Source organism: Microbacterium sp. SGAir0570 (assembly GCF_005491085.2).
Classification (GTDB): Bacteria; Actinomycetota; Actinomycetes; order Actinomycetales; family Microbacteriaceae; genus Microbacterium; species Microbacterium arborescens.
The window spans coordinates 2,165,840-2,190,234 of sequence record NZ_CP027929.1 but is presented as its reverse complement, the minus strand read 5'-3'; the positions used below and the strand labels follow the sequence as shown (position 1 = coordinate 2,190,234).

25 protein-coding genes and 1 tRNA gene are annotated in these 24,395 nt (G+C 69.4%); 14 read left to right on the top strand and 12 right to left on the bottom strand.

Annotation, left to right across the window (positions count from 1 at the left end; genetic code table 11):
- Positions 1–91: 91 nt before the first annotated feature.
- Entirely contained in the window at positions 92–475 is a 384-nt protein-coding gene (locus C1N74_RS10370; protein WP_023954781.1) for a cold-shock protein, read from the top strand.
- Positions 459–1,277 carry a DUF3027 domain-containing protein gene (locus C1N74_RS10365; protein WP_137750500.1) on the top strand — a complete coding sequence of 273 codons (819 nt, stop codon included), beginning with the start codon at positions 459–461 and terminating at the stop codon, positions 1,275–1,277. Before C1N74_RS10370 ends, C1N74_RS10365 begins: the two co-directional genes overlap by 17 nt.
- A gap of 76 nt (positions 1,278–1,353) precedes the next feature.
- Here C1N74_RS10365 and serC read toward each other — a convergent pair whose 3' ends face one another.
- On the bottom strand, positions 1,354–2,466 hold the full coding sequence (serC, locus tag C1N74_RS10360) for a phosphoserine transaminase (RefSeq protein ID WP_071917915.1): 1,113 nt from the start codon (positions 2,464–2,466) through the stop codon (positions 1,354–1,356).
- 124 nt (positions 2,467–2,590) lie between these two features.
- On the opposite strand from serC, the gene C1N74_RS10355 reads away from it, so the two are divergent.
- The 3 genes from C1N74_RS10355 to C1N74_RS10345 all read left to right on the top strand — a co-directional run bounded on the left by C1N74_RS10355 (position 2,591) and on the right by C1N74_RS10345 (position 5,288).
- Positions 2,591–3,289: a metal-dependent transcriptional regulator gene (locus C1N74_RS10355; protein ID WP_023954775.1), complete on the top strand. Its 699-nt coding sequence runs from the start codon at positions 2,591–2,593 to the stop codon at positions 3,287–3,289.
- Positions 3,290–3,573: 284 nt separating this feature from the next.
- Entirely contained in the window at positions 3,574–4,476 is a 903-nt protein-coding gene (locus C1N74_RS10350) for a M23 family metallopeptidase (RefSeq protein ID WP_023954773.1), read from the top strand.
- A 314-nt stretch (positions 4,477–4,790) separates the two neighbouring features.
- The gene (locus C1N74_RS10345) at positions 4,791–5,288 is read left to right on the top strand and encodes an HNH endonuclease (protein WP_023954771.1); all 498 of its coding nucleotides are present in this window, start codon (positions 4,791–4,793) and stop codon (positions 5,286–5,288) included.
- A gap of 16 nt (positions 5,289–5,304) precedes the next feature.
- On the opposite strand, the gene C1N74_RS10340 is transcribed toward C1N74_RS10345, so the two are convergent.
- The gene (locus C1N74_RS10340; protein WP_258317913.1) at positions 5,305–5,949 is read right to left on the bottom strand and encodes a TetR/AcrR family transcriptional regulator; all 645 of its coding nucleotides are present in this window, start codon (positions 5,947–5,949) and stop codon (positions 5,305–5,307) included.
- A gap of 37 nt (positions 5,950–5,986) precedes the next feature.
- Between C1N74_RS10340 and C1N74_RS10335 the strand changes: the two genes are divergently transcribed.
- Complete coding sequence (locus C1N74_RS10335; RefSeq protein WP_258317912.1) at positions 5,987–6,946, top strand: ABC transporter ATP-binding protein; 960 nt, start codon at positions 5,987–5,989, stop codon at positions 6,944–6,946.
- A gap of 1 nt (position 6,947) precedes the next feature.
- A complete protein-coding gene (locus tag C1N74_RS10330; RefSeq protein WP_137750497.1) occupies positions 6,948–7,703 on the top strand; it encodes an ABC transporter permease in 756 nt (251 codons plus the stop codon).
- Here the strand turns inward: C1N74_RS10330 and C1N74_RS10325 are convergent.
- Positions 7,653–8,189, bottom strand: a complete 537-nt coding sequence (locus C1N74_RS10325; RefSeq protein WP_137750496.1) for a GNAT family N-acetyltransferase — start codon at positions 8,187–8,189, stop codon at positions 7,653–7,655. The genes C1N74_RS10330 and C1N74_RS10325 overlap by 51 nt on opposite strands.
- Positions 8,190–8,291: 102 nt before the next feature.
- On the opposite strand from C1N74_RS10325, the gene C1N74_RS10320 reads away from it, so the two are divergent.
- From C1N74_RS10320 to C1N74_RS10310, 3 genes are read left to right on the top strand one after another with little or no spacing between them, the layout of a single operon-like run.
- Positions 8,292–8,993, top strand: a complete 702-nt coding sequence (locus tag C1N74_RS10320) for a hypothetical protein (RefSeq protein WP_137751012.1) — start codon at positions 8,292–8,294, stop codon at positions 8,991–8,993.
- 1 nt (position 8,994) lies between these two features.
- Entirely contained in the window at positions 8,995–10,536 is a 1,542-nt protein-coding gene (locus tag C1N74_RS10315; protein ID WP_023954757.1) for a DNA polymerase Y family protein, read from the top strand.
- Positions 10,536–13,943: an error-prone DNA polymerase gene (locus C1N74_RS10310; protein ID WP_137750494.1), complete on the top strand. Its 3,408-nt coding sequence runs from the start codon at positions 10,536–10,538 to the stop codon at positions 13,941–13,943. Before C1N74_RS10315 ends, C1N74_RS10310 begins: the two co-directional genes overlap by 1 nt.
- A gap of 81 nt (positions 13,944–14,024) precedes the next feature.
- Here C1N74_RS10310 and C1N74_RS10305 read toward each other — a convergent pair whose 3' ends face one another.
- Positions 14,025–15,392, bottom strand: a complete 1,368-nt coding sequence (locus C1N74_RS10305) for an alpha-amylase family glycosyl hydrolase (RefSeq protein ID WP_137750493.1) — start codon at positions 15,390–15,392, stop codon at positions 14,025–14,027.
- Positions 15,393–15,475: 83 nt separating this feature from the next.
- Between C1N74_RS10305 and C1N74_RS10300 the strand changes: the two genes are divergently transcribed.
- Positions 15,476–15,997, top strand: coding sequence for a tetratricopeptide repeat protein (locus C1N74_RS10300; RefSeq protein WP_137750492.1), 522 nt, complete (start codon positions 15,476–15,478; stop codon positions 15,995–15,997).
- A gap of 37 nt (positions 15,998–16,034) precedes the next feature.
- Here the strand turns inward: C1N74_RS10300 and C1N74_RS10295 are convergent, their stop codons facing one another.
- Complete coding sequence (locus tag C1N74_RS10295; protein WP_023954747.1) at positions 16,035–16,778, bottom strand: SDR family oxidoreductase; 744 nt, start codon at positions 16,776–16,778, stop codon at positions 16,035–16,037.
- A gap of 4 nt (positions 16,779–16,782) precedes the next feature.
- Entirely contained in the window at positions 16,783–18,474 is a 1,692-nt protein-coding gene (locus C1N74_RS10290) for a 2-isopropylmalate synthase (RefSeq protein WP_309147429.1), read from the bottom strand.
- A 272-nt stretch (positions 18,475–18,746) separates the two neighbouring features.
- On the opposite strand from C1N74_RS10290, the gene C1N74_RS10285 reads away from it, so the two are divergent.
- Together C1N74_RS10285 and C1N74_RS10280 are read left to right on the top strand one after the other, a co-directional pair.
- Positions 18,747–19,454: a FadR/GntR family transcriptional regulator gene (locus C1N74_RS10285; protein WP_137750490.1), complete on the top strand. Its 708-nt coding sequence runs from the start codon at positions 18,747–18,749 to the stop codon at positions 19,452–19,454.
- A gap of 854 nt (positions 19,455–20,308) precedes the next feature.
- The gene (locus C1N74_RS10280; RefSeq protein ID WP_137750489.1) at positions 20,309–20,788 is read left to right on the top strand and encodes a DUF2087 domain-containing protein; all 480 of its coding nucleotides are present in this window, start codon (positions 20,309–20,311) and stop codon (positions 20,786–20,788) included.
- A gap of 12 nt (positions 20,789–20,800) precedes the next feature.
- Here the strand turns inward: C1N74_RS10280 and C1N74_RS10275 are convergent, their stop codons facing one another.
- The 6 genes from C1N74_RS10275 to C1N74_RS10250 all read right to left on the bottom strand — a co-directional run bounded on the left by C1N74_RS10275 (position 20,801) and on the right by C1N74_RS10250 (position 23,898).
- The gene (locus tag C1N74_RS10275) at positions 20,801–21,268 is read right to left on the bottom strand and encodes a DUF805 domain-containing protein (protein ID WP_137750488.1); all 468 of its coding nucleotides are present in this window, start codon (positions 21,266–21,268) and stop codon (positions 20,801–20,803) included.
- Between the two features lie 236 nt (positions 21,269–21,504).
- Positions 21,505–22,056, bottom strand: coding sequence for a GNAT family N-acetyltransferase (locus C1N74_RS10270; protein WP_137750487.1), 552 nt, complete (start codon positions 22,054–22,056; stop codon positions 21,505–21,507).
- Positions 22,053–22,421 carry an SdpI family protein gene (locus C1N74_RS10265; protein ID WP_137750486.1) on the bottom strand — a complete coding sequence of 123 codons (369 nt, stop codon included), beginning with the start codon at positions 22,419–22,421 and terminating at the stop codon, positions 22,053–22,055. Before C1N74_RS10265 ends, C1N74_RS10270 begins: the two co-directional genes overlap by 4 nt.
- A 48-nt stretch (positions 22,422–22,469) precedes the next feature.
- Positions 22,470–22,658 carry a hypothetical protein gene (locus C1N74_RS10260; RefSeq protein ID WP_137750485.1) on the bottom strand — a complete coding sequence of 63 codons (189 nt, stop codon included), beginning with the start codon at positions 22,656–22,658 and terminating at the stop codon, positions 22,470–22,472.
- Positions 22,659–22,860: 202 nt separating this feature from the next.
- On the bottom strand, positions 22,861–23,142 hold the full coding sequence (locus C1N74_RS10255; RefSeq protein WP_137750484.1) for an iron-sulfur cluster assembly accessory protein: 282 nt from the start codon (positions 23,140–23,142) through the stop codon (positions 22,861–22,863).
- A gap of 117 nt (positions 23,143–23,259) precedes the next feature.
- A complete protein-coding gene (locus C1N74_RS10250) occupies positions 23,260–23,898 on the bottom strand; it encodes a hypothetical protein (RefSeq protein WP_137750483.1) in 639 nt (212 codons plus the stop codon).
- Positions 23,899–23,982: 84 nt separating this feature from the next.
- Here C1N74_RS10250 and C1N74_RS10245 point away from each other — a divergent pair.
- Positions 23,983–24,054, top strand: a tRNA-Arg gene (locus tag C1N74_RS10245).
- The last annotated feature ends 341 nt before the right edge of the window (positions 24,055–24,395 follow it).

The following is a 24,395-nucleotide window of genomic DNA, read 5'->3' as shown; positions in this document are numbered from 1 at the left end:
CGGCGGTGCCGTAGGCTGGTTGCCGGGGCTCAAACGGTCCCGGCATTCCGTTCTGCCCGCGAAACGCGGTCCGTGACAGCGAGGTACGCACATGCCCACCGGCAAGGTCAGGTTCTACGACGACGAGAAGGGGTTCGGCTTCATCTCCTCCGATGACGGCCAGGACGTCTTCCTGCACGCCACGGCACTCCCGGCGGGCACCGAGTCGCTCAAGCCCGGCACGCGCCTGGAGTTCGGCGTCGCCGACGGCAAGCGCGGTCTGCAGGCCCTGGCCGTTCGCGTGCTCGAGGCTCCCGTCAGCCTGAGCAAGCGCAACCGCAAGCCCGCGGACGACATGGCGATCATCGTCGAGGACCTCGTCAAGCTCCTCGACGGCATCGGTGCCGACCTCCGTCGCGGCCGGTACCCCAGCTCGGGTCACGGCAAGAAGATCGCCGCGGTGCTGCGCAAGGTCGCCGATGACCTCGACGCCTGACTCTCCCGACGCCTCGACGTCGCACGAGCCCGGGTCCGCCGAGCCCGTCGCCGAAGTGACCGCCGTCTCGGAGGATGCTCCGGCAACCGAGGACGCTGTGCCGACCGATCCGGTGACCGTCGACGAGCGTCTGCTCGCCGCGCACGATCTGGCCCTGGCGGCGCTCGCCGAGATCACCCCTGCCTCGACGGTCGGCGACCCGGTCGACTACGTGGTCGAGGCCGACGGTGTGGTCTCGCTGCGTTTCGCGAACCGTCTCGCCGGGTACCCCGGGTGGCTCTGGACCGTCAGTGTCGCGGTGGTCGAGGACGCCGAGCCGACGGTTCTCGAAGTCGAACTGCTCCCCGCCGCCGGTGCCCTCCTGGCCCCCGAGTGGGTGCCCTGGGCCGTGCGGCTCGCCGAGTATCAGGCTGCCCAGGCCGCTGCCGACGAGGACGACTCCGACGACGATCTCGATGATGATGACGCGGTCGACCTCGACGATGCCGACGACATCGACGATGACGATGACGATGCGGACGACGACGACTTCGCCGACGGCAGCACGGCCGTCACCCACGCGGGCGACGTCGACGGGGTCGACATCGACGCCCTCGACGCCGGTGCGGCAGACGACGAATCGGACGAGGACTCCGAGGATGACGAGTCCGACGAGGATGACGAGTCCGACGAGGACGACGAGTCCGATGAGGACGACGAGTCCGACGACGACGAGTCCGACGACGACGAGTCCGACGACGACGAGTCCGACGACCACGAGGATGACGATTCCGACCACGACGAATCGCCTTGGGAGCGCTGACCGCTCTCGCCCAGAACGACAGAAGGGATGCCGCGCGGTGCGGCATCCCTTCTGTCGTCTCAGCGGTGCGCCGCCGTCAGAGACGGTCGATCGTGTAGTCGATGCATTTGATGAGCTGGCGCACGTCGTCGGGCTCGATCGAGACGAACGTGGCGATGCGCAGCTGGTTGCGGCCGAGCTTGCGGTAGGGCTCGGTGTCGACGATGCCGTTGCCGCGCAGGCTCTTGGCGACGGCGGCGGCGTCGACGGTCTCATCGAAGTCGATCGTGACCACGACGGGGGAGCGGTCGGCGGGATCGGCGACGAAGGGCGTCGCGTGCTCCGAAGCCTCGGCCCAGTCGTACAGTGCGGACGATGATTCCGCAGTGCGGTCGGCGGCCCACTGCAGGCCACCGTTGCTGTGGATCCACTCGAGCTGCTTGTCGAGCAGGTACAGCGTCGCGACGGCGGGCGTGTTCAGCGTCTGGTTGAGCCGCGAGTTGTCGAGCGCGTTCTTCAGGCTCAGGAACTCGGGGATGTAGCGACCCGAGGCGGCGACTCGCTCGATCCGCTCGATCGCCGCGGGCGAGACCGCGGCGAACCAGATGCCCCCGTCGGAGCCGAGGTTCTTCTGCGGGGCGAAGTAGTAGACGTCGCACTGCGAGACCGAGAAGTCGATGCCGCCGGCCGCGCTCGTGGCGTCGATGACCGTCAGCGCGCCCTCGTCGCCGGCGACGCGGCGCACGGGAGCGGCGACACCCGTCGAGGTCTCGTTGTGAGGCCAGGCGTAGACGTCGACGCCCTCGACGGGCTCCGCCGTGATGCTCGAACCGGGCTCGGCCTTGCGGATGTCGGGCGCCTGCAGCCAGGGCGCGGATGCGGCCGCACCGAACTTGCCGCCGAACTCGCCGAAGACGAGGTTCTGGCTGCGGTTCTCGATGAGGCCGAATGCTGCGGCATCCCAGAAGGCGGTCGATCCGCCGTTGCCGAGGATGATCTCGTAGCCGTTCGGCAGTCGCAGCAGGTCGGAGAGACCGGAGCGGACCTGGCCGACGAGGCTCTTCACCGGCGACTGACGGTGCGACGTGCCGAGCAGGATCGAGCCGGGACCCGACAGGGCGGCGACCTGCTCGGGGCGGATCTTGGCGGGACCGCAGCCGAAGCGGCCGTCGCGAGGAAGGATGTCTCGGGGCAGGGTGACGTGCGCCATGAGCCGATTCTAGAGGCGGTGTCCGGGCCCGCCGTGCCATGAGCAGGAGGTAAGGGCAGCCTCGCATGTCCTCGCCAGCGGATAGGCTGGGGTTCTTCCGACCACGCGCACGACAAGGGCTGTGATGACCGATCTCATCGACACGACAGAGATGTATCTGCGTACCATCCTCGAGCTCGAGGAAGAGGCGATCGTCCCTCTGCGTGCGCGCATCTCGGAGCGTCTCGGGCACTCCGGCCCCACCGTCTCGCAGACGGTCGGCCGCATGGAGCGCGACGGCCTGGTCGTCGTCTCGGAAGACCGCTCGCTCGAGCTGACCGACAGCGGACGACAGAAGGCCGTCGACGTCATGCGCAAGCACCGCCTCGCCGAGCGCCTGCTCAGCGACGTGATCGGCCTTGACTGGGCCTACGTCCACGAAGAGGCGTGCCGCTGGGAGCACGTGATGAGCGAGCTCGTCGAGCGCCGCCTCATCGAGCTGCTCGGTCACCCCACCGAATCGCCGTACGGCAACCCGATCCCCGGCCTCGATCAGCTCGGCGACGTCCCTGCTCGCACGTTCGATGACGGCGTGGTCGGCCTCGTCCGCGTCCTCAACGAAACCGGGGGCCCGATCGAGGGCACCGTGCGCCGCCTCGCCGAGCCGGCCCAGGTCGATCCCGAACTGCTGCAGCAGCTGCGGGCCGCGGGTGTCGTCCCCGGTCGCGACGGCACCTTCCAGTTCTCCGAGGGCTACGTCCTCGTGCAGATGGATGGCGTCGACGAGGGACTCGAGCTCCCCGTCGAGGTCGCGTCGCACATCTTCCTCACGCGCCGCGACTGAGGTCCCTGCCGGCTCGCGGCACGATCCGCCCCGCGCAGACGTCGATCCGGTCCGCGTCGCGTCGACCCTGAGCGTCGGGTGGGGATGGGGGCGACAGCGTGACTTATTCGTTACCTTCCGGTAGCCTCGAGAAGTCTTCAGGCGAGAAGCCCGCCCGAGACCGCTGCATGGATTGCCTCTTCGGCTCGTCGTCCACGCGGTGACACCCGAATGTCGCGTGGACCTACACGCGCAGTATCGACGAGCCAGCGCAGACCATCGCGCAGAGGCGCCGGAGGACTGATTTGGCTGAAAACAACGATTCGTCGGTAGACGTACCCGAGGTCGACGCGACGAATCCCGACCGCTCTGGTCGCGCCCTGCGTGGCCGCCGCTTCCCGACAGCAAAGAAGCAATCACGGGACGTCGCGACCATTGAGAACCGCGCCGCCCGCCGCAGCCGACGTCGGGTCCACCCCGTCCGCAGCACCTTCACGGTCGCTGCCGTGGTGGGTCTCGTGGCGACCGTCGCCATCCCGGCCTTCGCCGCCGTGCGCGGTACGTCGGCCGATGCGATGACGCTGCAGCAGGTGGCCGCCGACAATGCGCAGTCGATCGTCGTCGCGTCCGAGGTGGGCCCCGCTTCCCTCGACCGCAGCGGGTTCACGGCGACCACACCCGAAGAGATCCAGAAGAAGAAGGACGAGGAGGCCGCCGCGAAGGCAGCCGCCGAGGCTCTCGCCAACCGCATCTCCGCGAGCAGCTCGACCGCATCCTCGACGTCGTTCAGCCAGTCGATTCCGCTCGTCGCGCCGGGTTCCGGTCTCGTGCGTCGTCCTCTGATGTCGTTCAACAACTTCGGCACCCCGTACGCCGGTCACCGCGGCACCGACTACATGGCCGACCGTGGCACGCCGATCTACTCGGTCGCCGACGGCACGGTCGTCGCGTCGAGCGAGAGCGGTCCGGGCTGGGGCGTGTACGTCAAGGTCGCGCACAACATCAACGGCACCAACGTCACGAGCCTCTACGCCCACATGGACTGGGGCACCCGCGCGGTGCAGGTCGGCGACACCGTCTCGGCGGGCCAGCTGCTCGGCCAGGTGGGCGACACGGGCCGTGCGTTCGGAACGCACCTGCACCTCGAGATCGTCGTCGACGGCGCGTACGTGAACGCCGAGTCGTGGCTCGTCGCGAACGCGGGCTGACGACACGCATCATCCGTTCATCTTCCGTCGACCTTCCCGGGGTCGAGGGTGTATTACCCTGAACGCGACGCTCGCGCACGCCGAGGGGGAGCCGATGGGACCAGTACCGGGCATTCGAACCGTGAATGCGATCGGTCGCTACGTCCTGCGGCATCGTGTGCACCACTGCGGCCTCGGCCGTGAATCAAGGCGCTGTCTTCATGACGGCGCCTTTTTTCGTGCTCACACCCTCGCGGGACCTGCCCGCACGGCGCGCGTTACGTCGGTCATCGAACATCCGCTGAAGCCGTCAGGGCAGTTCGTGAGGACAGGAAATGCGCACTCTGGTACTGAACGCCGGGTATGAGCCACTCGCTGTGGTGTCGTTCCGTCGGGCCCTCCTCCTGGTGTTGAACGACAAGGCGACGATCGTCGAGCACGTCGTCCATGACCCCGTTCTCGGGATCGACGGGACGTACGAACGCCCGGCGGTGATCGTCCTGACCCGGTACGTCCGTATCCCGAATGCGCGCCGAGTGCCGGTGACACGGCGCGGGGTGCTCCGCCGTGATGCGCACCGATGTGCGTACTGCGGAAAGGCCGCGTCGACCATCGACCACGTCATGCCTCGCTCGCGCGGGGGCAGCAACTCGTGGGAGAACCTCGTCGCCTGCTGCCTGCGGTGCAACAACCTCAAGAGCGACCACACTCCGCAGGAGATGGGGTGGGAGCTGCGGTGGCTGCCGAAGCCTCCGCGTGGACCGCAGTGGACGGTGCGGGGAACGGAGCGATCCGACCCGCGCTGGGAGCCCTACCTGAGTCTCGCCGCCTGATCGCTGCGGTGCGCGCTTACCGCGTTCTCGGGCCGTAAGCGCGCAGGAAGGCGCCGGCGCCATCGGTCATGATCTGTCGAACCCGCTCCGCGTCCGTCCGGCGGCGAGCGGGTTCGTTGAGAACCCGGAGCGTCGTGAGCGCGTGAAAGTGCTCGGCGGCGAGTCCCGGATCGTCGAGGTCGAGCAGACCCTCGGTCGCGAAGTGAGCGAAGCGCTCGGCGAGAACGTCGGCGTGCGCTCGGTCCAGCGGGTGGTCCTCGAGTTCGGGCAGGAGTGACTCGTTCTCCGAGATCAGCTTGACCGCGGCTGCGTAGTTCGTCGATATGGCGAGGAACCCCCCGAGTTCGGCGGCGAATGCGAGCACAGCCTGGTGCAATCCGTCGCGGCCGTCGATCGCGATGGTGTCCGGCAGGTGCGTCTCGGCCAGCTCGCGGAGGGTGTTCACGGCTGTCTCGCCCGCGCTCTCGACCACTCCGAGCAGCAGCCGCCGTTTATCGCCGTAGTAGTCGTACACGGTGCGCTTGGAGACACCTGCGCGCGCCGAAACGGCATCCATGCTGGATCGTTCGACGCCCACCTCGACGAAGAGCTCTCGCGCCGCCGTGAGTATCGCGGAGCGCTTCTGCTCCTGGCCTTGCCTGACCGGCCTCGCATCGCTCATCGTCATCCTCCGCTCTGCCCGAACTCTACACCGACCGGTGCAGCACTACACTGTACGGTGTAGTGTACCTGCCGTGCAGAAGACAACGCAGGCATCTCTCCAAGCTCACGATCTCGTCAAGCGCTATGGAACCGTCACCGCCGTGGACGGTCTGTCGTTCCAGGTTCGGCCCGGGATCGTGACCGGCTTCCTCGGACCGAACGGGGCGGGCAAGTCCACCACCCTCCGCATGTTCCTCGGCCTGGACAAGCCCACGAGCGGCGCCGCGACCGTGAACGGGCATCGACTGCACGAGTTGCCCCATCCGATGCGGGTGATCGGCGCGATGCTCGATGCGCGCGCCGTTCATCCGCGGCGTACGGCCGTGGATCATCTCGCGTCCGTCGCGCGTGCCGGAGCCGTGCCGTGGGGCCGAGTCGGGGAGGTTCTGGAGATGGTGGGCCTGGCTGAAGCAGGGAGCCGGCCGGCCGGCGACTTCTCGCTCGGGATGAAGCAGCGGCTGGGGATCGCCACGGCGTTGATCGGCGACCCCGGCATCGTCATCTTCGACGAACCTCTCAACGGACTCGACCCGGAAGGCATCCGCTGGGCTCGATCCCTGATGCGCGAGCTCGCTGCGGAGGGCCGATTGGTGCTGGTCTCGAGCCATCTGATGGGTGAGATGCAGCTGACGGCGGATCACCTCATCGTGATCAACCACGGTCGTCTGCTCGCAGACCAGCCTCTGGACGCATTCATCGCCTCGCACACGAACGAGTACGTCCGCGTTCGGACTCCCCATGCCGACGTCCTGCGTGATGCGCTCCGGCGAGCCGGGCTTCTGGTTCGGGCAGACGCCGATCGCACCGATGTCCTCATCGTCTCGGGGGCGACGACGGAGAGCGTCGGCCGCATCGCGGCCGCCTCCGGCGCCGAGGTGTTCGAGCTCACCCTCGTTCGGGATTCGCTCGAAGACGCGTTTCTCGCCATGACCACGATCGAGCAGAAGGCCGCCTGACATGAACCTCTTCGCTTCCGAATGGATCAAAGCCCGCAGTGTCCACAGCACCTGGATCCTCGCTGCCTCGGCAGTCGTCGTGACGGTGATGGTCAGCCTGCTGGGGGTGAGTGGGCTCGTGGCTGACTGGCAGGCCACGCTCCCTTCCGATTTCGACCCCACCGGCATCAGCTTCAAGGGCATCCTGGTCGGTCAGATCCTCCTCGCGACCATCGGATCGCAGGCCATCACCAGTGAATACAGCTCGGGGCAGATCATCACGAGCCTGACCATCGTGCCTCGGCGCGGCGCCCTCCTGGCCTCGAAGCTGGGGGTCTCGGTGCTCGTCGGCTCGGTCGCGGCGGTCGCAGCAGTAGCGGGCAGCTTCGGTGCCACGCAGGCAGCGCTCACGGCGGCCGCTCTGCCTGTGGCGGCGCTCGACGACCCTGACACTGTTCGGGCTATCGTCTGCGCGATCGTGTACCTCGTCCTCACGGCCGTCCTCGGCCTCGGATTCGGCATCATCACGCGAAGCTCTTCCGGTGCGCTCGCGATCATCGTGACCGTCGCGCTTCTCGTGCCCGCTCTCGCCCCGGGGATGCCCGGGGTCATCGGCGAGTTCGCGGGTACCTACTGGCCCACGATGGCGGGCCAGGCCTCGTACGCTGTCGCGACGACGAGCGGGATGCCGCCGCTGGCGGGTCTTGGGATCATGGCGATCTTCACGCTATGGACGACGCTCGCCGCTCTTCTCGTCCTCAGAACGCGTGACGTGTGAGAGGGCCTTCCGCATCCGGTAGTTCGTCAGCTCGATCCCTTCCTTCACCGCCCGCTGCTCGCGGACGACGTGGAACCCGGCGCTCTCGAAGAAGGGGCGGGCGGCGATGCTGACGTCGGACGTGAGCTCGGGCGTCGCCGCCGACCGCGCCCGCTGCTCGACGAAGCCGAGCAGGGTTCGTGCGATCCCGCGCCGCAGATGCCGGGGTGACACGAAAAGCATGTCGATGTATCCGTCTTCGTCGACGTCCGAGAATCCCACGACCTCGTCGCCTCGGACGGCGACGACGCTCGCACGGTCGCTCATGGCCTGATCCCACGAGGGGAGGTCGCGACGGCCCGGTCTGGCCCATGCCTCGATCTGCTCGGGGGTGTAGTGCGCGGCCGCCGTCCGGGTGATCGCCTCGGTGAAGACGGCGAGCGTCGCGGCGGCGTCGGCCGACCTATAGGGGCGCAGGGTCACGGGTGGGGTGTCGGAGGCGTTCACGCGATCCAATCTGCCAGGCGAATGTCGGAAGTCGGTCGTATCTTCGATCTCGACATTGATGGTCTAGAACATATGTTCTACCCTTGCTGAGTGAGGTCGATCATGCGCAATCCCGCTGCCGCCGAGGACGTGCAGCGACTGCGCGCGCAGATGGAGCGGATGCAGGGGCGCCGCCTCGATGCTCCGGTGCTGCCGACCCATCCTGCCCTGGCCGGACTGCTGCCCGGGCGGGGGCTGCGGTCCGGCGCCGCCTATTCGCTCGGCTCGTCGTCCTCACTGCTGTTCGCCCTGCTCGCCCAGCCGTCGCAGACCGGGTCGTGGTGCGGTGTGGTCGGGATGCCGGGCTTCGGGGCCGAAGCGGCGGAGCACGCCGGGGTCGACCTGTCCCGCGTCGTGCTGATCCCCGATCCGGGAGCCCGGTGGCTCGCTGTCACCGCGACGATCGCCGACGTCCTTCCTATCGTCGCGGTGCGTCCGCCCGAGCGGGCGAAAGACTCCGACATCGCCAAGCTCGCGGGTCGGCTGCGCGACCGTGGAACGGTGCTGCTCGTGCAGGGGCCGTGGCCGCAGACCGAGGCGATGCTCGACGTCACCGATCCGCGGTGGTCGGGGTTGGGCGACGGTGACGGCTACCTCAGCGACCGCGAGCTGACGGTCACCGTGTCGAGCCGGCGGTTCCCGGTTCCCCGATCGGCGCGGATGCTGCTGCCCGCGCCCGATGGCGCGATCTCGGCCGCTCCGCACGAGCGGGCTCTCGCGGGCGGCACGGTCGTCGAGCCGATCCCGATGCGACGGGCGGTCTGACGTGGGGGAGCAGGAGGCGACGGCGCCGGTACGCAGTCTCGTGGTGTGGGTGCCCGACTGGCCGGTCGTGGCGTTCGTGCGCGAAAGCGGCGGCGATCCGAACGCGCCGATCGCGGTCTTCGAGAAAGGCGTGGTCATCGCGTGTTCAGCGGCCGCGCGTGCCGACGGCGTCGCACGTGGGCAGCGTCGCCGTGACGCGCAGGCCCGATGTCCCGCGCTGCAGGTGGCCGACGCGGATGCGGTGCGCGATCACCGGGAGTTCGCGCCGATCGTGGCGCGCCTCGAAGAGATGGCGCCGGGAGTGCAGGTGCTCGAGGCGGGGCTCTGCGCGCTGCGCGTGCGCGGCCCCGCGCGTTTCTATGGCGGTGAGACCGAGGCCGCCGGCGCGCTGCTGGCCGCGGTGGCTGAGGGCGACCTCGACGTGCGGGCCGGTGTCGCCGACGGACCCTTCACCGCGCAGCAGGCGGCCCGGATGAGCACCCGCCCCGACCGGCCCATCCGGGTGGTCGAGGCCGGGCGCTCGGCGGAGTTCCTCGCTCCGTTGACGATCGCCGTGCTCGACGACGACTCCGTCGACCTCTTCGCCCGGCTCGGTGTGCAGACCCTCGGCGACCTCGCCGCGATCGAGCCCGAACGACTGGTCGAACGTTTCGGCCCCCGCGGCGCGCGCTTGCACGGCCTCGCCTCCGGTGCCGATTCACGCCCGGTGACCCCGCGCACCCCGCCGCCCGAGCTCCACCGCGAGGTCTCGTTCGAACCTCCTCTCGAGCTGGCCGATCAGGTCGCGTTCGGCATGAGGGTCGCGGCCGAGGAGTTCGTCTCCGGACTCGGCGCGGTCGATCTCGTGTGCACCGAGCTGCGCGTGATTCTCACCGGCGACCGGGGCGAGACGAGCAACCGCGTGTGGCTTCACCCCGGCACCTTCGACGCCGCCGCCGTCGTCGACCGGGTGCGCTGGCAGCTGGCCGAGAGTGGCAAGCTCACCAGCGGTGTGGCTCGGGTCAAGATCGAGCCCGAAGCGGTGGATGCGGCATCCCACCACGCCGTCTCGCTGTTCGGTTCCGGTCCCGAGCAGCGGGTGCACCACGCCCTGTCGCGCGTCCAGGCGATGCTCGGTCACACGGGCGTCGTGACCCCGGTTGTCGGCGGCGGGCGCTGGCTCGCCGAGCGGCAGGTGCTCGTGCCGTGGGGCGACCGTCCGGTGACGAGCTCGCGCGAGCGGCCATGGCCGGGAAGCCTGCCCGATCCGCTACCCGCGACGGTCTTCGAGCGGGCGCTGCCGCTGGCGGTCGTCGATCGGGAGGGTGACATGGTGGCCGTCGACGGGCGGGGCGAGCTGACGGCGATCCCGGCGGCGCTCGTGTCATCGACCGGGTCGCGCGGCATCCGCTCGTGGGCGGGACCGTGGCCGGTGGTCGAGCGGGCGTGGGATGCCGCGCGAGCGCGCCATGCCCACCGCTTCCAGATGGTCGATGCCACCCAGACCGCGTGGCTGCTGGTGTGCGACGGCGGCGAATGGTCGGTCGAGGGGCGGTACGACTGATGGGCTTCAACAACCCCTCGGTGCCGTGGTCCGAGATGGAACGACTGCTCAGCGGCAACCGTGCCCCGAGCGCGCCGGCGGGTGCCGACGGCGGCGACAGTCCCGCGTGGTCGCGCAAGCGCGGAAAGTACTCGGCGCCGAGGATCGAGCGTCCTGAGAACGCGGTGCCGTACGCCGAGCTGCACGCGCACACGTCGTACTCGTTCCTCGACGGAGCCTCATCGCCCGAAGAGCTCGCCGAAGAGGCCGAACGGCTGGGGTTGCACGCTCTCGCCGTCACCGACCACGACGGGTTCTACGGCATCGTCCGCTTCGCCGAAGCCGCCGAGCAGTTGGCGGTGAAGACCGTGTTCGGGGCGGAGCTGTCGCTCGATCTGCCGCAGCGCGTCGGCGCCGCGCGCAACGAGGCCGACCCGCCGGGGGAGCATCTGCTCGTCCTCGCCCGCGGCGAAGAGGGCTACCACCGGCTGGCGCGCGCGCTCACCCAGGGGCAGCTCGCCGGAGCGGAGAAGGGCAAGCCTCGCTACCGGCTCGACGATCTGGCCGACATCGCCGGAGGCGAATGGAGTGTCCTCACCGGATGCCGCAAGGGAGCAGTGCGCCGGGCGCTCATCGAGCGCGGACCGGATGCCGCCGCCGCCGAGCTCGACGCCCTGGTCGACCGGTTCGGGCGCGATGCCGTCGAGGTCGAGCTGTTGGACCACGGCGAGCCGCTCGACTCGCGGCACAACGACATCCTCGCCGGCCTCGCCCGTGAGCGGGGTCTGCCGATCCTCGCGACGAACAACGTGCACTACGCCGTGCCCGAGCGCGCCCACCTCGCCGCGGCGATCGCGGCGGTGCGGGCCAATCGCGGGCTCGACGAGCTCGACGGGTGGCTGCCCTCGCATGCGGGCGCGCACCTGCGGTCGGGTGCCGAGATGACGCGGCGCTTCCGCCGGTTCCCCGGCGCCGTCGCGCGCACCGTCGAGCTCGCCAACGAGCTCGCCTTCCCGCTGCGCCGGGCCAAGCCCGCCCTGCCGAAGCTTCCCGTTCCCGAGGGGCACACGCCGATGACGTGGCTGCGGCACCTCGTGTGGGAGGCCGTGCCGCGCAAGTACCCGAACCTGCCGGCCGAAGACCGCGACCGTATCGAGCGAGAGCTCGCCGTCATCGAACAGAAGGACTTCCCCGGCTACTTCCTCATCGTCCACGGCATCGTGCAAGAGGCGCGCCGGCGCGGCATCCTCTGCCAGGGGCGTGGTTCGGCCGCGAACAGCGCCGTCTGCTACCTGCTCGACATCACCGCGATCGACTCGATCTACTACCGGCTGCCGTTCGAGCGCTTCCTCTCGGCCCTCCGCGAGGAGGAGCCCGACATCGACGTCGACTTCGACTCCGACCGGCGCGAGGAGATCATCCAGTGGGTCTACGCCACCTACGGGCGCGAGCGGGCGGCGCAGGTGGCGAACGTCATCCAGTACCGGCCCAAGAACGCCGTGCGCGACATGGCGAAGGCCCTCGGGCACTCCCCGGGACAGCAGGATGCCTGGTCGAAGCAGGTCGAACGCTGGGGTGCGACCCTCGACACCGGTCCCGACCACGACATCCCCGAGCGGGTGCTCGGCTACGCCGCCGAGCTGCTGAAGGCTCCCCGGCACCTGGGCATCCACTCGGGCGGCATGGTGCTGACCGATCGTCCCGTCGGTGAGGTCGTGCCGATCGAGCACGCCCGGATGCAGGACCGCACCGTCATCCAATGGGACAAAGACGACGCCGCCTGGATGGGCCTGGTGAAGTTCGATCTGCTGGGCCTCGGGATGCTCGCCGCGCTGCAGTACTGCTTCGACCTCATCGAGGGGGCGACGGGGGAGAGGTTCGAGCTGTCGACGCTGCCGAAGGAAGAGGCGGCCGTCTACGACATGCTGTGCCGGGCCGACTCGATCGGTGTGTTCCAGGTCGAGTCCCGCGCGCAGATGGGCCTGCTGCCGCGCCTGCAGCCGCGCCGGTTCTACGACCTCGTGATCGAGATCGCCCTCATCCGGCCGGGACCCATCCAGGGCGGCGCCGTGCACCCGTACGTGCGCCGCAAGCTCGGGTACGAGAAGACGACGTATCCGCACGAGAAGCTCAAGCCCGTGCTCGAACGCACGCTCGGGGTGCCGGTCTTCCAGGAGCAGCTCATGCAGATGGGCATGGTCATCGGCGGGCTGTCGGGCGAGGACGCCGACCTGCTGCGTCGCGCGATGGGCTCCAAGCGCGGCATCGAGCGCATCGACTCGCTCAAGCAGAAGCTCTACGAGGGCATGGCCGAGAACGGCCTGGTGGGGGATGCCGCCGACGACATCTACGCGAAGATCCAGGCGTTCGCGAACTTCGGCTTCGCCGAGAGCCACTCGCTGTCGTTCGGGCTGCTCGTCTACGCCAGCTCGTGGATCAAGCTGCACTACCCGGCGGCGTTCCTCGCCGGGCTGCTGCGGGCTCAGCCGATGGGGTTCTACTCGCCGGCGACGTTGGCGGCCGACGCCCGCCGTCACGGGGTCGAGGTGCGGCGCCCCGATCTGCAGCTCTCGGGGGCCGAAGCCGTGCTCGAATCCGTGTCGGGCGAGGCGGGGCGGCCGGGGCCGACGGGGCTCGACAGCTGCCTCGGCGAGCAGCCTCCGGTGCCGGTCTTCGACATCAACGCCCCCGACGAGTCGGCGGCCCATCGTCGCGACGGCGGCTTCGCCGTGCGGTTGGGGCTCGCCGCGGTCACCGGCATCGGCAAGAGGTTCGCCGAGCGGATCGTCGCCGAGCGCGAGGCATCCGGTCCCTACCGCGACATGCGCGACCTGGTGCGCCGCACCGGTGCCGACACGACGCAGCTCGAAGCGCTCGCCACTGCGGGCGCGCTGGAGTGCTTCGGGCACACCCGTCGCGAGGCCATCTGGCTGGCGGGCTCGGCCGCGCAGGACCGCATCGAGTACCTGCCCGATTCGCTCATCGCCGTACAGCCGCCACTGTTCACCGACCAGTCGAGCTACGACGTGCTGGCCTCCGACCTGTGGGCCACAGGCATCTCACCCGACGACCATCCGATGACCCATTACCGCTCGCAGCTCGATGCGCGCGGCGTGCTCACCGCGAACGACCTGCGACAGCACGAGTCGGGGCGCCGCGTCGAGATCGCCGGGCTCGTCACCCACCGGCAGCGGCCGGCGACGGCCTCCGGCATCACGTTCCTCAACCTCGAGGACGAGCACGGACTGATGAACGTCATCTGCTCGACGGGCATGTGGCATCGCTACCGGCGGGTGGTGCGCGACAGCCCGGCGCTCATCGTCCGCGGCATCCTCGAGCGGTCCAACGAGGGGGTCGTGAACATCCTCGCCGACGCGTTCGAAGACCTGCGGGTGGGGGTGAGGCACCAGTCACGAGACTTCCGCTGACGCCACCGCGCGACCCGATGCGAGCCGACGCGAATGGTCGTCACGCGTGGGGGAGAACCGCCATCTGGGTCGGGTCGCGGGTCAGGCGGGGGTAGCCGATAGCACTGCCCAGCCGTGCGGGGGAAGGGATACCTCGCGGGCGCGCCTGTCGATGTCGTCGGCCAGCGACCCGGCGAGCACCTGTGTCGCGTCGGCCACCGGCACGGTCACCGGTGCGTCGCCGACGTTGAGCGCCGTGACGACGGCATCCGTTCCCGTCGCAGTCCGCAGCACCATCGCGGTGTTGTCGATATGGATCACGTCGGTGTGGGCGCGATGCAACCAGGGATGCTGCCGGCGCACGGCGATGAGCTGCTGATGCGTGCGGAGGATGTGCTGCGCGCTCCCGGGCAGCGACTCAGGTGCGGGCGGCGCATCGGGGAACTCGGGGCGCACCGCGTCGTCGCCGCCGAGACGTTCCTCCTTCACCGCTTCGTAGCCGTACTCATCGCCCGCGTACACCGACGGCACGCCTGCCACCGTGAACAGCACCGCCAGTGCGTGCGGCATCAGGTCGGGGCCGACCGCCGAGGCGATCCGCGTGACGTCGTGGTTGCCGACGAAGGTCTGCGGAGCGAAGACCGACAGCAGCTCGTTGTTCCGCTCGATCGCGTGCTTCAGCTCGAACAGGTTGCGGTCGGCGATGCCGTGCCAGATGCCCTGCCACAGCTCGTACTGCGTCAGCGAGTCGATCGTCGACTCCTCGACGATGCGGGCGGCGTCGCCGTGGATGACCTCGCCGAGGAACCACGCCTCGGGATACTCGGCGCGAACCCGCGGCAGCACCCGAGTCCAGAACGCGGGAGGCACGGCGTAGGCGGCATCCAGTCGCCAGCCGTCGATGCCGCGACCCAGCCAGTGCGTCATTACCTCCACGACGAGGTCGGCGACGGCGGGTGAGTCGTGGTTCAGTGTCACGAGGGCGTCGTGCCCCTCGAAGACGTCGGCGTCCACCGGCCCACCGGGCTGCCAGCCGTCCCACCGCACGCGGAAGAGGTCGGCGGTGTCAGCCTCCGGGCCCCGTTCCTCGAGAGCTTCGAAGGCCGGATGCTCGCGTCCCACGTGGTTGAAGACACCGTCGAACAGCACCCGGATGCCGCGGTCGTGGGCGGCCGCGATGAGGCGGTCGAGATCGAGCCCGTCGCCCAGCCGCGCGTCGATGCGGAAGTAGTCGGTCGTGTCGTAGCCGTGCGTGCTCGAGGCGAACACCGGCCCGAGCAGCAGCCCGTTGAGCCCGAGCTCGACGGCGTGATCGAGCCACGCCTCGATACGGCCGAGCCGGTGCTCGACGGGCTGGTCCGCGCCGCCAGCGTCCGCCTGCGCGTCGGAGAGGTCCGGCCGGATCGGTGCTCCCGTGAATCCCAGCGGGTACACGTGCCACCACATGACGGTCTCGGCCCAATTGCTCATCCCGGCAGTCAACACGAACCGGTTTCCGGTCGCAGGTGCTTGCCGCCAGGCCCGCGACGACGTAGAGGGCCGAGCCTGCGAGGATGGCGGATGTGGACGACCTCTACGCCGAACTCGATCGGATCTTCGCCGCACGCGATCGCGACGACATGGCCCCGACCCTCGCCGCTCTTCTGCCGCTGTACGAGCGGCATCCCGACGACGCGCGTGTCGTGTACGAGCTTGCCGGCGCCTACGACACCGCCGGTGACGAGGCGGCTGCCTGCGCGATGTACGAGCGCGCGCTCGGGGCCGGGCTCAGCGGAGACACCCGGCGCCGCTGCCTGCTGCAGTACGGCAGCACGCTGCGCAACCTCGACCGTCTCGACGAATCGCTCGCGGTGTTCGCTCAGGCGCGGCGGGAGTACCCCGAGTCGGTGTCTCTCGGCGCGTTCGAGGCTCTCACACTTCACGCAGCCGGCCGGGCCGATCAGGCGCTCGCTGGACTGCTCGACCTCCTCGCCGATGCCGTCGACTCGGATGAGCTCGACCGCTACAAGCCCGCGCTGCGCGGCAACGCCGCCTACCTGCGGTCGCTCGCGGCGAACGCTGACTCCGCGGCGTGACGGGGCCACGCGGTGAGCCGGCGCCGCGGCCGGCAACTCAGCTCTGCGCCGCGAGCCACTCCGCGAACGTGACGGTGCCGCGTTCGGCGTTCGCGTGCCCGCGCAGGCGCCCCGACGACATCGCGCGACCGAACGATCCCGGCAGGCGCATCTCGATCGTGGTGCGGCGGATGCCGCGGGCATCGAGCAGCGCTCGCACCATGTCGATGAGCAGCTCGTCGCGCGGCCCGGTCAGGTCGCGCGCCCGGCCGACCGGCTCGCCCTCCGCGAGCGTGACGAGGTGCTCGGCGACCTCGCGTGCAGCGATCGGGCGTACCCGGGCGGCCGGCACGACGGTGATCGGACCCATCTTTCCGCGGACAAGCGTCTGCTCGGCGAACTCGTGGAACTGCGCAGCGCGGAGCAGCGTGTGGGGGAGCGCCCCGCGCTGCACGGCCCGTTCGTGCGCCAGCTTCCCGCCGTAGTAGGCGGCATCCACCCCGTCGATGCCGACGATCGAGAGCGCGACGAGGTGCCCGACTCCGGCGGCCGTTCCCGCCTGTTGCAGGTTGGCTGACACGCTCTCGAAGAACCGCCGCGAGCGATGCCGCGAGAGCGTCTGGATGCCGCTGACGTCGACGATCGTGTCGACACGGTCCAGCACCGACGGTGGGAGCGAGGCATGCTCGAGGTCATGACCGTTGCTGCGCGCGAGCGCGACGACGTCATGTCCGCGTTCGGTGGCGATGCTGTGGACGAGCTTGCCGACGGTGCCGGTGCTGCCGGCGATCGCGATCCTCACGAGGTCAGTATGACGCTTCGGCCGGCCTCTGCGCGGCGCGGATGATCGCGTCGAGAGTGGCGGCGAGCACGGACCGGTCCGCGCCGGCGGCCCAGGCGACCACGCCGGAGCCGTCACGGTACTCCACGAGGGTCAGGGCGTCGGTATCGGTGCCGCTGCCGATGCTGCTCTGGTGCAGGCTGAGCACCTCGATGGCGATCCCGTGCTCGGCGAGGGCGGCCGTGAGCGCCTCGACGGGTCCGACTCCGGGGTGCTCGCCGGTGTGCGTGACCCCGTCGACGGTGAGGGTGATCTCGGTGCCGGCATCCGTCGAGTCGTAGCGCGTCAGCCGCGGGCCGGTCGTGATGTCGCCGAGATAGGTCGTCCGGAACAGCTCCCACAGCTCGCTCGCCGTGGCCTCGCCGCCGCCGGCATCCGTGTGTCGCTGCACGTGCCGGGCGAACTCGATCTGGAAGCGCCGTGGCAGTTCGATGCCGTACGCCGTCTCGAGCAGGTACGCGACGCCGCCTTTGCCCGACTGCGAGTTCACCCGGATGACGGCGTCGTAGCTGCGCCCCAGGTCGGCGGGATCGATCGGCAGGTAGGGCACGCGCCAGTCGATCTCGCGCTCGTCGCGCCCGAGCGCGGCGGCACGTTCGCGGTGCTCGGCGAAGCCCTTCTTGATGGCGTCCTGGTGCGTGCCGCTGAAGGCCGTGTGCACGAGGTCTCCGACGTGCGGATGCCGCGGGTGGATCTCGATGCGGTTGCAGTACTCGACGGTGCGCCGGATCTCATCGATGTCGGAGAAGTCGATCATGGGGTCGACGCCCTGCGCGTGCAGATTGAGCGCGAGCGTGGCGATGTCGACGTTGCCGGTGCGCTCGCCGTTGCCGAAGACGCACCCTTCGACGCGCTGGGCCCCGGCGAGCACGGCCAGCTCGGCACAGGCGATGCCGGTGCCGCGGTCGTTGTGCGGGTGGACCGACAAGATCACCGAATCGCGACGGGCGAGGTTTCGATGCATGTACTCGATCTGGTCGGCGTACACGTTCGGTGTCGCGATCTCGACGGTGGCGGGGAGGTTCAGGATGACGGGGCGCGCGGGCGCGGCATCCCACAGGGTCGTCATCGCGTCGCAGACCTCGAGCACGTAGTCGGGCTCGGTCAGGTTGAACACCTCGGGCGAGAACTCGAAGCGGACGTTCGGCGAGTCGTCCGCGAGGCGCAGCACGTCCTCACCGCCCGCGAGGATGAGCTCTGCCAGCTCGGTGCGGTCGCGCCCCAGCACGAGATCCCGCCACACCGGTGCGGTAGCCGTGTACATGTGGATGACGACCTCGTTGCGGATGCCGCGGATCGATGCGACCGTCCGCTCGATCAGGTCGCGTCGCGCGGGCGTGAACACGACGATGGTGACGTCGTCGGGGGCGAGATCGGTCTCGGCGATCAGCCGCACGAAGTCGTAGTCGGTCTGCGAGGCGGAGGGGTAGCCGACCTCGATCTCCTTGTAGCCCATCGTCACGAGCAGCTCGAAGAAGCGACGCTTGCGCTCGGGATCCATGGGTTCGGCGAGGGCCTGGTTGCCGTCACGGAGGTCGACGGGCACCCACAGCGGTGCCGCAGTGAGGCGGTTGGCGGGCCAGCTGCGCTGGGTCGCCTCATCTGCTGCCGGGGTGTCGACGCGCGCGAACGCGTCACGGTACCGGTGCGACGGCATCTGCGACTGGCGCTGCCGGTTCCAGGCGGGCGCATCGGAGGGGACGGGGCCCGCGGGCGTGGAGAGGCGGGTGGAGGCGTGGATCGTCATGGGTCTTCTCGCATTGGTCGGTAGGGAGACCGGCGCGGGGAGGCTCCACGGCGGGGAGCCGGTCTGACTAGGCCCCGCCGTGGCGGCGAAGAAGGAGGTCGTGACGGTCGAGCATGACCCAGACGCTAGCACAACTCCTCAGACAAGCTGAGGTGTTGCCCGCTTGGTGAGATGATGTGAGTATGACGATTGTTCGCCGAGAACCCCTCGCCGATCAGGCCGCCGAGCTGCTGCTCTCGCGGATACGTGCCGGGGAGTGGGCGCTGGGTGCGAAGCTGCCGGGGGAGACGACCCTCGCGCCGCAGCTCGGCGTCGGTCGCTCGACCGTCCGCGAGGCGATCCGGCAGCTCGCCGGACGCGGGGTGCTGACCTCACGCCAGGGAGCGGGTGTGTTCGTCGCCGCGCTCGACGCCCCCGAGGACTGGTCGCGCGTCGTCGGACGGGCCGACATCCGCGCCGTGCTCGAAGCGCGTCTCGCGATCGAGGTCGAAGCGTCGGCGCTCGCCGCCGTGCGCCGGACCCCCGCAGAGGTGCGGGCGCTCCGCGCTGCCCTCGACCGGCGTGCGGCGCACCGGTCGGACGTCGAGGAACATGTCGACACGGATGCCGCGTTCCACCGCATCATCGTCGCCGCGTCGCACAATCCGCTGCTGCTCGAGATGTTCGACGGCTTCACCCCGCGCAGCCGCGAGGCCATGGTCGCGATGCTGCGGGCGCGGGGCGGGCGCCGGGGTGCTGATGCGGGTGCGGGTGCCAGTGTGGATGCCGGCGACGCGGACCACGAGGTGCACGAGCGCATCGCCGACGCGATCGCCGATCGCGATGGTGAGCGCGCGGCAGCGCTGACCCGCGCGCACCTGATCTCGCTGCTGGATCAGTTGGCAGCCTGAGTGCGCCGGGCCCGGCGCGATGCCTGCGCACGTGAGGTCGATGAGTAGTAGGGGGCGAGGCGATTCACTTGGCAGCTGCGGCCCCTTCTGCTGCCGTGAGTGGGCGCGAGGTGTCAGATGAAGCGTGGCCTCCCTGCGTTGCGCGAATTCGCACGCGCGTGGGTTTCTGCCCTCTCAGGATTCACCTGTCAGCTCTGGCCCCTTCTGGTGCTGTGAGTGGGCGCGAGGCGCCAGGTGAAGCGTGGCCTCCCTGGGCTGCGCGAGTTCGCTCGCGTATGCGTCGGTTCAGCTGTCAGCTGCGGCCCTTTCTGGCGCTGTAAAGGGGCGCGAGGTGCCGGGTGAAGCGTGGCCTCCATGGGCTGCGCGAGCTGGCGCGCGTATGCGTCCGTTCACTTGGCAGTTGTGGCCCCTTCTGGCGCTGCGAGTGGGCGCGAGGTGCCAGGTGAAGCGTGGCTCCCCGCGCTGCGCGAGTTCGCACGACGCGTACGCGTCGTTCACTTGGCAGCTGCGGCCCCTTCTGGCGCTGCGAGTGGGCGCGAGGTGCCAGGTGAAGCGTGGCTCCCCGCGCTGCGCGAGTTCGCACGCGTATGCGTCGGTTCACTTGGCAGCTCTGGCCCCTCCCGGCGCTGTAAAGGGGCGCAAGGTGCCAGGTGAAGCGTGGTCTGCCTGGACGCCCCTGACTGCGCGAGTTCGCACGCGCTTGGGCTTCTGCTCTCTCCCGATTCACCTGTCACCTCAAGCCCCCTCTGGCGCTGCGAGTGGGCGCGAAGTGCCAGGTCAGACACCGGATGGCCTGCGCGGCGCGGTCAGCTCGTCGCCTTGATGCGCGCGCCGCGGTCGGTGAGGATCGAGGGATGTCTGCTTCGTCGCTGCGTCCGGTTCGCTCCCTCGTCATGATGCTTCGCAGCCCGCGCCTGCGCGTAGCTTTCGCCGAGCTGATCGGGCCGACGCCGACGGCATCCGTAGGGGAGCAGTCAGAGGCGTTCGTTCGCAGCGGCGTCGCTGAGCGGACGGATGACGGCATGCGGCTGAGCGAAAGTTTCCTGGATGAGGCGCTCGCCGCGCTCGACGCTCATCTCGGCCCGCTGACGTCGCTGCAGGGCTCGCGGATCTCGGCCGGCGATCTCGCGCTGGACGAGCTCGACCCCGCTGTGGCGGCCGTGGCGCGCCGGGTCGTCGGCGAGGGCGAACGAGTCACCGAGCCGGCGCTCAACGAGCGGTTGAGCATGTTCGTGACGGATGCCGCGTTCTTCCGCCGTCACGCCGTCGACACCGGTGTGCTCGAGCGGACGGCCGACGGAGCCCTGTACTGGCTCGCCGACCGCCCGGAGTGATCGAGGCTGCGGTCAGCGGTCGAAGCGAGCTCCCGCGGGGTTCGAGGGGAGCACGCAGAGCACCAGCACCACCAGGCTGCCGATGCCGGCGACCAGGCTGAGGAACCAGAACGGCCCCGCGAGGTTCGCGTCGTGCAGGCGGCGCCATGAGAGGGCGATCGTGGGAACCAGTGTCGCCAGGTGCCAGACGGCGATGAGCAGCGCGCCGATGCCGAACAGCGGGCCGGGCGCGACCGCGCCGGTCATCGAGTCGTAGGTGGCACCGGAGAATCCCAGGATGCCGGCGATGATGTAGAGCACGGCGGTCACGACGGCGGCCGCGAGGTACCACCACCAGAACTCGCTGCGGCTTGCGCGACCGGTGAAGGTGGCGTACTTCTTCCAGAAGCGGCTGAAGGCCTGGCCGAAGCTCGCGCCGTAAAGGGGCTGCGAGAGCGGGTCGACGTTCGAGGCGGCGGGCTGCGGGGCTGCGTAAGACACGGGATCCTCCAGGGTGACGCGACGGGTCGCGCCGGGATGGCGCGCCTCATCCTCCCGTACCGGTATTTCGGCCGTGAGTCGTGTTGCGCGTCGTGACAGCGGGCATGTGCGATCGCTACAACCTCCGCCTCTCCGCTGCGGCGGTCGATGCGATTCGCTTCTCAGGTCACGCCGCTATCGACGCCGCGAGTCGGCGCGAAGCGCCAGGTGGGCCACGTTTGGCCGTCGCCCGGACCTCAGGGCTCGAGGATCCTCTGGAACAGCCGGTGGTCCTGCCAGCGGCCGGCGATGAGCAGGTATTCGGGCGCGAGTCCGAACTCGACGAAGCCGCACCTTCTCAAGACGGTCTGCGAGGCGACGTTGTCGACGAGCGTGCCGGCCTGGATGCGGTGCAGCTGGAGTTCATTCGCCGCGAGACGTGAGATCTCGTTCACCGCAGCGGTCATGAGGCCGCGGCCCGCGTAGCGCTGGTCGATCCAGTAGCCGAGGTTCCCGCTTTGGAACGCCCCGCGGACGATGCCCGAGAGCGTGACCCGTCCGACGACTCTCGAGCCGTGGGTGAGGACGAGGGGCAGGGCGGTGCCGGCCTCGCGGCTCGCGATGAGGGCGGCGATCTCGGTCTGCTGACCTGCCTCGGTGGTGAAATCCGCCGGGCGGAGGGGCTCGAAAGGTGCGAGGTGCTCAGAGTTCACGCGGTAGGCCTCGGCGAGAGCCGCGGCATCGCCGGGGCGGAGCGACCGCAAGACGACATCGTCGTGCAAGTCGATCTCGACGGGCCCCGGTGTCATCGCGCAGCCTCGGTTGCTGCCAGCGCCGCTTTGATGCCGACGCGCGTTCCCCACATCATCACGATGACCATGAGCACGGCGCCCACGAGCACCATGATCCCGAGTGCTGCCGGAGGCATCGGCACGAGAGACACCACGCCGATCGCGACCGCCAGGTAGCCGGTGAGCAGAGTCGCACCTTTCGAACGCTCGTGAGCGGCGAGCCAGGCTTCGTCGCTGGCCATGGTGCTGGGTGTGCGGATGCCGGCGAGCGAGTTCCGCTTCAGCTTTCCGGATGCCGCAGCCCGCGCCATCCAGATCAGCAGAGCTCCCGCGCCGCCCATCGGGACGAACAGGACGATGCGGGGGATGATCTCGGCTTCCATCCTCTCGACCCTATCGATGAGCCTTTCTGCGTGCGGCGATCGGTGCCGCTAGATCTCGATGATCGTCTGACGATCTGCGGATCGCCACGGTACGGGGAAGTGGCTTACGAGCGCACCCTTTTCCCATTGTGGGCCGACTTCCTCGGCGTAGCAGTCCGCTTCCTCCAGCGATCCGAAAACGCCGAGGATATTGTCGTCTGGCCCGCTGTCGTGATAGACGATCCACACTTCGTTCACGTCAGCAATCTAGCCGGGCGGCACCGGTTGCCACTGTGCCGGAAGGAGATTGAGCACGCACATCCCGTGCCATCATCCTCGCGGGCTAGAGGGAAGGGCGTGCACGGTGTCAGCGTGGTCGCGCCTGCGCCCCGAACAGGCGAGAGCCCCGACCTCCGCGCTGAGGATGCGGATGCCGGGGCTCTCGAAGTCTGTCGGGGTGTCAGCCCCGGACGCCGAGCGCGAAGCTGATCGCGCCCTCGCCGTCGACCTGTGCGTCGAGCACGCGGTCATCCAGCGCAAGGGCCGCGGCCGGGTCGACGAAGATGCGAGCACCGTCGGCTTCGACGACGGCATCCTCGCTGTGCGGAGCCTCGGCGAGGGAGAGCGCGAAGCCGGTCTCGGGGGAGCCGGTGTCGCTGATACGGATACCGCCGGTCTCGGCGGGGATCTGGGCGGTGAGGTTCTTCACCGCGGTGGCGGCGTTCTCGGTGAGCGTGAGCATGAAGCTCTCCTTCCGTGGATTGCTGCGGAGCCCGCCACGATTCCGAGAATCCGCCCCGAACGCAAACGTGAGCGCCGACTCCCAGGGGATTCTGAAGGTCGGCGGACGACTACCGCGTCAGAGGGTTTCGGCGAGAACGAAGCTCACGATCAGCCCAAGCAGCAGGCAGCAGGCCCACGCGGTCGCCGCCGACACGTACCAGTTCTGCCGGATCTCGAGACCGAGGCGATCCGGGTGATTGCGCGGGGTGCGGCGCAGGCTCCGCTGGGTGATGAGCATCGGCGGAACCATCAGCACGAAGCACAGCAGCAGGCCGATCAGCTGCAGGAGCGCGCTCGATGACCGTCCGCCCGGAGCGATGATCTGCCACGCCTCAGCCAGGGCGAGAGTGACGTTGCGTGGCCCGCACAGCGCGACGAGTCCCGCGGCGCCGATGACCATGACGAGGATTCGCAGAGCGCGGTCCGGTGCCGTCACGGAGGCCTTCGGCGGTGTGGCGTCGTGGTGCTGGTGAGCCCAGAACTCGCGGTGCGCTCGCCGTCGCGCGAGTGGCCACACCGCGACGGCGATGAGCCCTGCGAGCACCCAGCCGAGCCACTCGTCGCCCTGCATCGGGATGCCGAGCGCGTCGAACGCAATGAGTCCGCCGATCCAGGTCGCCATGGTGGCGAAGAAGAAGACGAACGCGGCGAGGATCCCGACTGCCGTCCGCAGCGGCCCGCGCGCTGGCGCGGCGGCTGGGGCATCTCGGGTCACGTTGGTCAGCTTAGGGCGGGGCGCGCTGGGGTTGAGGAGGGACGGGATGCCGCGGCCCGCGGCCGTCTAGACTTGGGGTGCCTAGCCTCTGTAGCTCAGTGGAAGAGCCACTCCGTCCTAAGGAGCGGGTCGGGGGTTCGAATCCCTCCAGGGGCACAGCCCTGCCAATGACCAAGTATCCCGTTTGTGGTGAAAGTCTTCGGACAGCGTTCTTAGCCGCTCTTGGGTCACATTCACGGGCTTTGAGCCCACCGGTCCGCGACCTGCGCGCCGGTCCGCGACCTGCGCGCCGGACCGCGTCCGCGGACGAGCCCTGTGGTCCTGCGCTGCGCATGCGGTTGGAGCCATTACGTCGCGGGCTCCGCGTTGGCGCCACGTAGCGGCCGTTTGGCAACGATCACTGCGCCGCATCCGACCGGCGGATGTTGGGTCGAAAGCGCTCATTGCGCGTGTACCGAGGGGCGGTTCGCCACCCTCATCGTTAGGCTGAAGAAGTT